This window comes from Rhizobium sp. NZLR1b (genome assembly GCF_019685155.1).
Classification (GTDB): Bacteria; Pseudomonadota; Alphaproteobacteria; order Rhizobiales; family Rhizobiaceae; genus Rhizobium.
In genome coordinates this window covers 1-7,808 of record NZ_JABDWC010000049.1, presented here as the reverse complement: position 1 = coordinate 7,808, position 7,808 = coordinate 1, and the positions used below count along the sequence as shown (strand labels likewise).

General features: G+C 58.0%; 6 protein-coding genes and 2 pseudogenes. 2 read left to right on the top strand and 6 right to left on the bottom strand.

The annotated features are described in order from the left end of the window. Positions 1–45 precede the first annotated feature (45 nt). Positions 46–615, bottom strand: a complete 570-nt coding sequence (locus HJB84_RS33265; RefSeq protein WP_221117963.1) for an SOS response-associated peptidase family protein — start codon at positions 613–615, stop codon at positions 46–48. A gap of 318 nt (positions 616–933) precedes the next feature. Between HJB84_RS33265 and HJB84_RS33260 the strand changes: the two genes are divergently transcribed. Both HJB84_RS33260 and HJB84_RS33255 read left to right on the top strand, forming a co-directional pair. Continuing rightward, complete coding sequence (locus tag HJB84_RS33260) at positions 934–1,524, top strand: SOS response-associated peptidase family protein (RefSeq protein ID WP_207584480.1); 591 nt, start codon at positions 934–936, stop codon at positions 1,522–1,524. A gap of 168 nt (positions 1,525–1,692) precedes the next feature. Then, positions 1,693–2,301, top strand: a complete 609-nt coding sequence (locus tag HJB84_RS33255) for a J domain-containing protein (RefSeq protein ID WP_207584479.1) — start codon at positions 1,693–1,695, stop codon at positions 2,299–2,301. 37 nt (positions 2,302–2,338) lie between these two features. Here HJB84_RS33255 and HJB84_RS33250 read toward each other — a convergent pair. The 5 genes and pseudogenes from HJB84_RS33250 to HJB84_RS33235 form a co-directional block, all read right to left on the bottom strand. After that, positions 2,339–2,955: pseudogene (locus tag HJB84_RS33250) on the bottom strand (LysR substrate-binding domain-containing protein); the annotation flags it as partial. 322 nt (positions 2,956–3,277) lie between these two features. Continuing rightward, positions 3,278–4,921, bottom strand: a complete 1,644-nt coding sequence (gene groL / locus HJB84_RS33245) for a chaperonin GroEL (protein ID WP_221117962.1) — start codon at positions 4,919–4,921, stop codon at positions 3,278–3,280. A 65-nt stretch (positions 4,922–4,986) separates the two neighbouring features. Continuing rightward, complete coding sequence (gene groES / locus HJB84_RS33240; RefSeq protein ID WP_207584475.1) at positions 4,987–5,283, bottom strand: co-chaperone GroES; 297 nt, start codon at positions 5,281–5,283, stop codon at positions 4,987–4,989. Positions 5,284–5,523: 240 nt separating this feature from the next. Then, a pseudogene (locus HJB84_RS33920) lies at positions 5,524–5,751 on the bottom strand (ISL3 family transposase); the annotation flags it as partial. Between the two features lie 847 nt (positions 5,752–6,598). Next, positions 6,599–6,745 carry a DUF1127 domain-containing protein gene (locus HJB84_RS33235; protein ID WP_080753481.1) on the bottom strand — a complete coding sequence of 49 codons (147 nt, stop codon included), beginning with the start codon at positions 6,743–6,745 and terminating at the stop codon, positions 6,599–6,601. Positions 6,746–7,808: the final 1,063 nt, after the last annotated feature.

Genomic DNA, 7,808 nt, shown 5'->3' with positions numbered 1-7,808 from the left:
CATGATCCGCAAGGGCCAATTTTCACCCAGTGGCCAATCGCCATTTCAGCAATTCGCTTCACTCGCTGCGTAGGTGTGTCCAGCGTCAGCTGGTTCTGCGACCTTGCTAAAAATTTGCGACAGAACCGCCAGCATCGGCTGGGCAGAAGCGCCCGCGTGGCGCTTGAGCCGGAACGTCCCCGCCGCTAGCGGCCGTAGGATTTCCTCTTCGGGCACAAGTTCGTCGAGCCAGGCCATGCGTTGGTGCCGTGTCAGCACCGCCATCTGCCGGTCGTGGAACGGCGCGATATCAGGGTTCGCTTCAATCGTCAGGATGGCGTAGGCCTCCGGCCAGTCCTCGGTTGCCGGCCGCCAGATCCCCGCGAAATAGAACCAGTCGCCATTGGTGAGCGAGAAGCTGAAGCTCTTATGGCGAAACTCCGAGGCCGGCACCAGGCAGCGGTGGGTCGGGAACGTCCGTCCTTCCGATCGGACGACGTTGACGGCGCGGGGGCCGCCGTCGCGCGGGCGCAGTCCCCACGGCAGTTCCACCATCTCCACATCGCCGTCATGGCGTCTTATGATGACGCGGCGCTTGTCGAGTGGGGCGTCGGACTGGAAAACGGTCGCGTTCATAGTGATTGGAACATATCAGGAACGCGTACATTAGACAAGGTCGATGGATAATCGTGTGCGGATAGCCGAAAAGCTGCTACTCTCAATGGATGCGCCCAAATGAGACCGAACTTCAGATGGTCATGCGGCATGTTCGCGATGGCGCCGCCATCGTCGCGCGCCAAACTGCGCTGATCAAAAGACTGGCTGGTCTCCCCCTGCCGACAAGACAAGCTGAAGACCTCCTCGTTCTGCTGGAGCGCATACAATCCGAGCACATATTGCACCTGCAGCGCCTCGGTCGTGAGGTGATGGCACCCACATTCGAAGGGAAGAGCAATGTGCAATGATTATCGGCTGATGGTGGATGTCGCCTCGGTTGTCGAGGATTTCGCCCACCTCAAGATCAAGATCCGTTTCGGTGAAGGCGCGCCGAACCTCGAAGCGCGCGAAGACATCAAGATAACCGATGCCGGCCCCATCGTCAGGACGATCGATGGTGTCCGCGACGAGGCCGAGCTCGTGCAGCGGCGCTGGAGCTGGCCGGGGCCGAACAAGCGGCCGGTCTATAATTTCCGTTCGGAGGGACGGGAGTTCACCTCCAATCGCTGCCTTATCGTTGCCGACGGCTTTTACGAGTTCACGGATCCAAAGGATGCCAAAAAGAAGCGCAAGGACAAGTGGCTGTTTACCAAGAAGGACGAGCCGATTTTCTGCATCGCCGGCATCTGGCGCGAAACGCCGGAGATCGGCCAGGCCTTCACTATGCTGACGATGGAGCCGGGGCCGGACATCGCGCCGTACCACGACCGGCAGATTGTCATCCTCGAGCGCAACGCGTGGGCCGACTGGCTCGATCCAACTGTTTCTGCAAAGTCATTGATCCGGCCGCTTTTAGCGGGAACGCTATCGGTGGAGCAGGTCGGTTGACCGATGATCCCTGATTACACGTGACGTATGGAAGTGAGATTCGCCGTCCCCCGGCAGTGCGTTTGCTCGAACCCTCGCCCTACCTGACCTGTAGAGGCGAACTACTGAAGCTGTGTCCTGCACTCGCCTTGCCTTGTTAGCGTCACGGAAGCAGTCATATAAGGCGCGATGAATTCAGATTCCAAAATATTCGTTGGCTTGCGACCCCTCCGCAAAAAGACAGATTCGAACCGGAAGCCGGATGGTCCGAAATGCCAATGGGACGGGTGCCAAAAGGGCGGCATTCACCGCGCTCCCGTCGGACGGGATGGAGAGGGATTGTATCTGCTCTTCTGTGCCGAGCATATGAAGGACTACGGCAGAGGCTACAATTTTGCGAGCAATCTGTCCGATCCTGTCGTCGCTCGCTATCAGAGAGAAGCGGCAAGCGGCGCCCGTCCGACCTGGGGAAGCAGGATCCGTCAGCCTGCGGAGGCAGCGCTCCCCTTCACGGTCCGATCTGGTTCTGCAAAGGCGATGAATGCCCGCAGAAACGCTGCAGAACGTCAGGGGGCAAGAGCGGATCTTCAACGGCGCAAGCTGAAAGTGCTGGAAGCCAAAGCGTTCGAAACACTCGGCCTTCTGCCGGAGGCAAGCCCCGAGCAAATCAGAAGCCGCTACAAGCAGAAGCTAAAGATGCACCATCCTGACGCTAACAGCGGAGATCGGAATTCGGAGGACGAGCTTCGGGCTGCAATCGACGCCTATAAGATCCTCAAATTGAACGGCTTTTGCTGAACAAAAAGAGCGCTGGCGAGCAGCGGCTCGACCTCCATTAACGGCCCGGCCGCACGAGCGAGCGTGCAATATCGATGGGGTCGACACGCGAGGCGGTTGGGTCTTTTCTGTTCCAGGCGACACCGAGCCCCGATCTTGAACCGACACCCCTCACCCTCTTCAGCTCGAACCCGCGGTTCGGCAGATCCTGCGTCCATTCCGGGACGAAACCGATGCCAAGCCCGGCGGAGAGAAGCGATACAGCGAGAAGGTGTCGCCGCAGGGGTAGGCGACATTGCCGCTCAGATCGTGCTCCTTGAATTTTTCCGCAAAATAACGCTCGCTGTAGGAGGGGTTTTGGCGGGAGAAGGAGATGATCTTCTCCATCCTCGATGGCGGTCTCGCTCTTGGCGGACAATGGCCTGGAACGGCCAGGAGATAACGAGAAAGAAGCGTAAGGAGCCGCTCCACCTGCCGGATGAAGCCGAGATTGATGCGGCCTGCCTCGATATGGCGGATACTGTCATCGGTGGTACCGCTTTCGATATGCTGGCGGATATCGGGATATTTGCGGGCAATGCCTGAGAGGAAGGACGGCAGCATGCCGATCGTGGCGGGATAGACGGTACCGATCGCAATCTTTCGCGCCGTCTTGCCGGCGACCGACCAGGCGATCTAGCAAAAGTTACCGCGAACACTGTCAGCCGCGTTGAGCAGGACGATTTTGGACCGCGGGGCGCGCAGCCGGTTACTACCATTGGCGCGATAGGTATCGGGCGCCGGCACTGTGAGCCGCTTCGCGGGTCTTACCACAGGATCACAAACGGTGACCTGGACCCGCGACTGGTAACTCAGCATCCTGTGGCAATTGCCATCTGCCGCTCGGCCGCGGACGCGGTCCGTGGATATTATAACGTCTTGCTTTTTATTGGCGCAGCTTGGGCTTTGATAAAAGCCCAAGCTGCGGAGTAATTCCGGGAGCTCCGGAGCGGACCCGTTACATCATGCCGCCCATGCCGCCCATGCCGCTCATGTCAGGCATGCCGCCGCCGGTAGCATCCTTCTTCGGCAGATCGGCAATCATGGCTTCTGTGGTCACCAGCAGGCCGGCAACCGAAGCCGCGTTCTGCAGGGCGGTGCGCACAACCTTTACCGGATCGACAATCCCCATGGCGATCATGTCGCCATATTCAGACGTCTGAGCGTTGTAACCGAAGTTGTCGGTATTGCTTTCCAGGATCTTGCCGACCACGATCGAACCTTCGTCACCGGCGTTTTCGGCAATCTGGCGAACCAGCGACTGAAGTGCCTTGCGGATGATCGCTATACCGGCGTTCTGGTCGTCATTCTCGCCCTTGATATCGAGGACGATGGAAGCGCGCAGCAGAGCTGTGCCACCGCCTGGAACGATGCCTTCTTCAACAGCCGCGCGTGTGGCGTTGAGCGCGTCGTCGATGCGATCCTTCTTTTCCTTGACTTCAACTTCCGTCGAGCCGCCAACGCGGATGACGGCAACGCCGCCAGCGAGCTTGGCAAGGCGTTCCTGCAGCTTCTCGCGGTCGTAGTCGGAGGTGGTTTCCTCGATCTGAGCCTTGATCTGGCCGATGCGACCGTCAATATCCGCCTTGGTGCCCGCACCATCAACGATGGTAGTATTCTCCTTGGTGATAGAGACCTTTTTGGCACGGCCGAGCATCTCGAGCGTGACGTTTTCGAGCTTGATGCCGAGGTCTTCGGAGATGACAGTGCCGCCGGTCAGGATCGCCAGATCCTCCAGCATGGCCTTGCGGCGGTCGCCGAAGCCAGGAGCCTTGACGGCAGCGATCTTGAGGCCGCCGCGCAGCTTGTTGACGACGAGCGTCGCGAGAGCTTCGCCTTCGACGTCCTCGGAAATGATGAGCAGCGGCTTGCCACTCTGAACGACTGCTTCCAGGATAGGAAGCATGGCCTGCAGATTGGAGAGCTTCTTTTCGTGCAGCAGCACATAGGCATCTTCCAGTTCAGCCACCATCTTTTCGGCATTGGTGACAAAATAGGGGCTAAGATAACCACGATCGAACTGCATGCCTTCGACGACTTCGAGCTCGGTTTCGGCGGTCTTGGCTTCTTCGACGGTAATCACACCCTCATTGCCGACCTTCTGCATTGCGTCGGCGATATACTGGCCTATTTCCTTCTCGCCATTGGCCGAGATGGTGCCGACCTGGGCAATCTCTTCCGATGTGTTGATCTTCTTGGCCTTGGCCAGCAGGTCCTTCACGACCGCGGTAACGGCGAGATCGATGCCGCGCTTCAGGTCCATCGGGTTCATGCCGGCTGCAACGGCCTTGCCGCCTTCGCGAACGATCGCCTGGGCGAGAACGGTAGCTGTGGTGGTACCGTCGCCAGCGACGTCATTGGTCTTCGAAGCGACTTCGCGGACCATCTGGGCGCCCATGTTTTCGAACTTGTCGTCCAGTTCGATTTCCTTGGCGACAGCGACGCCGTCCTTGGTAATGCGCGGTGCGCCGAAGGACTTGTCGATCACGACGTTGCGGCCCTTCGGACCGAGCGTGACCTTCACTGCATCGGCAAGAATATCGACGCCCCGCAGCAGCTTCTCGCGTGCATCACGGCCGAATTTGATCTGTTTCGCAGACATGGAATAACTCCCGGGCCATTGGCCCCATGGTCTTCGTCAAAAGGAAATAAGGAAGCGGCCGAAGATCAGGCGATGACGCCCATGACGTCTGCTTCCTTCATGATCAGCAGGTCTTCGCCGTTGAACTTAATCTCGGTGCCGGACCACTTGCCGAACAGGATGCGATCGCCCGCCTTGACATCGAGGGGAACGATCTTGCCGCTCTCGTCGCGTGCGCCGGTGCCGACGGCGACGATTTCGCCTTCCTGCGGCTTCTCTTTGGCGGTGTCGGGAATGATGATCCCGCCCTTGGTCTTGGCTTCAGCCTCGATACGGCGCACGACGACGCGGTCGTGCAGCGGCCGGAAAATGGTATTAATCATTTTGGGGTTCCTCAACGGGGTCGCGGCCGAATGGCCAATCCCGATACCTCACCTTAGCAGTCTTGCGTTGAGAGTGCCAGCGAGGATTCGTGTCATGCCGGTATTTGTCGAGCCCATTGAGTTGCAGCGCGGTCGAAGACCGTACGCGGTAGCGCACCTAGATCGCTAGGGCCAAGTCTGCAAGAAGGGTCGAAATCGACGTGAGATGTATATGCTCTCATGCATCGGCGCGTATGTATGCCTGATATCGTGAAACAGATACCGCCCGCAGCGATTGCCATCTTTCCAACACTGGGTAAGAAACGCTTCGAAGTATAAAGGGAATGTGGGCTGCAGTGCAGCCCTGCGTCGATCGGGTGGGGATTCGAAAGTCAGCCATTTCGCGATGCTGCGTCGGCCATATCCGGTGCGACGTGCTATCTCGGAGCATGACAAACCTTCTTTGCTCAGGGCATGGACCGTATCGAACACCTGCCTGGCGAATAGGCTTCAGCCAAATATAGCCCAATCACAGCCGACGTCAGTGCCTTCGTCATCTCGGCACTGGCGTTGCCTTCACGATTGCGAGCCCGGACCTTCAGGGCATCCACGCCAAGCTGCGGGGTGAGTTCATCCCCTGGTTGGGTGGCCAGGACATGCAGAAGTGGCAGCCCCACATCACGATCCAGAACAAGGTCACGAGGTTGGTAGCGGATACTTTGCACGTGTCGCTCGTGAGAGAATTTCGACCGCATCCTATCGAGATTGTCGGCCTTGATCCGTGGCGGCATCTGAATGGTCCGTGGCAGCACGAAACGTTCGCGATGTTTGGCAAGGTTCCCTGACACGGATCACCGCACCAGGGGCCGGAGCTGCTGCACAGTCAGCCTAATACGAGCCGCTGAGGGGTTTTCAAGTGGGGTTCGGTGCTCTCGTCCCCAATTACCCCTCAAACTGCCAAGCGACACCGACGAACGCCCGTCCCAAAACGAAAAAGCCTGCCGCGGGAGGAGGTGCGGCAGGCTTTCAAAAAGAACCGAACAACGACTGGGAGGAGGAGTGCCGCTGTTCCAATAGACGTCCCTTGGGAGGAGGAGTGGGCCGTCTGAAACACGAAGCTCTGCGGGAGGAGGTGCATTGCTTCGATGAGGATTAAGATATGCTATCGTCGCGGATTTAACAGTCTCAATGCTGCAGTGCAGGTATGCGCGGGAGCCATAGCTCCATATCTCGCAAAAGCGTGAAGTTGAATGAGATAAGCTCTCACTATCTTGAAACGAAAACGCCCGCATCATCAGCGGGCGTAGAAGCAATCAAAAGTGGGCAAGTACCCCTGTTAGCGAGCAACCGATGCGCGGGCAACGCTGCGAATATCCGCGCGGTCAATGCCAAGGTCTTGCAGTTCGCGACTGGACATGCGGCCAAGTTCAGTAACGGTCTGACGGAACTTGCGCCAGTTGTTGAAAGAGCGTGCTACGTTCATAATAATCCCCTTTCCGGAGAGCTTTTGACGTCAGCAACCCTTGGTCCCGGCGTCGTTTCGATGATTGGAATATAGTCCTTTCAATCGGTTTAAAACAGTGACGATAACTCACGCCACCCATGCGTCTGGCGCAAAGTTTGAGGGGTTCTGCTTGAACGCTATGCAGATCGAGCCCTGAACCGATCGAAGGCCGTGAGGCGCTTGATCGCAGAGGCTCAGCTACATGCAGGCCTGCTCCAGCGTCCGCGCCATGGGTAGGGTCGCACAATTGATGCCTCAAAGGGACGTTCGCAGGCGCTGCTTTGGCTTAGACCTGAACAGCTTGAGTCTTCCCTGCAACACTCCGAGCAGAAAGCTCGCCAAAGGGGTTAGAAACGATCTTCACTATCGCCAAACTGGTCCGGCGCAGCCATCGTCGGATGGCAAATTCCAAATTGCCCCAAGGAGACCAAAATGCGGCGAGATCCTCTGACCGAACGGGAGACACGCAGGAAAATCTCCGATCCTTACGATGTCGATTACTTCGCGAAGAAACACGGGATAAGCTCCAAGGACGCATCGCGAATTATTAACCTGCATCGTTCTGATCGCGACTCGTCAGACCGGGCCGGATACCAGTTGAAAAGCACGCTGTGAACGCGTTCGTCCATCTTGCTCTCTAAGCCTTGAGCCACCGAGCGCGTTGCAGCCAAAAATAGCTCTGTGGCCGAGAGGTTAGAACGCGCGACCTCATCTTACAGGCCGACTACCCGACGAAGCGGCATGTACCGGCGGAACTTCGCGTCGTCTTTCGACACCTGATGCGGAGTTTTAGCGGTAAGCCGCATGGGATCTCGAGGGAAATGACTTAGCGAAACTCTGTGTTGTGGGATTCGAACTGTCAGCGTCCCATTCGCGGCGCAAATTATTCCGCTTGCTGTCCGTTTACCCACCGGTCGCCTTGAAGGGAATCGAACCGTCGACCACGTCTTTTGAGGCGGCGCGGGGCATAAACGGTATTTGTGGGACTGGACCCTGGTCAGACAGGGCTGGTTGCGTTCGCTTACTTCACAATGCGATAGGC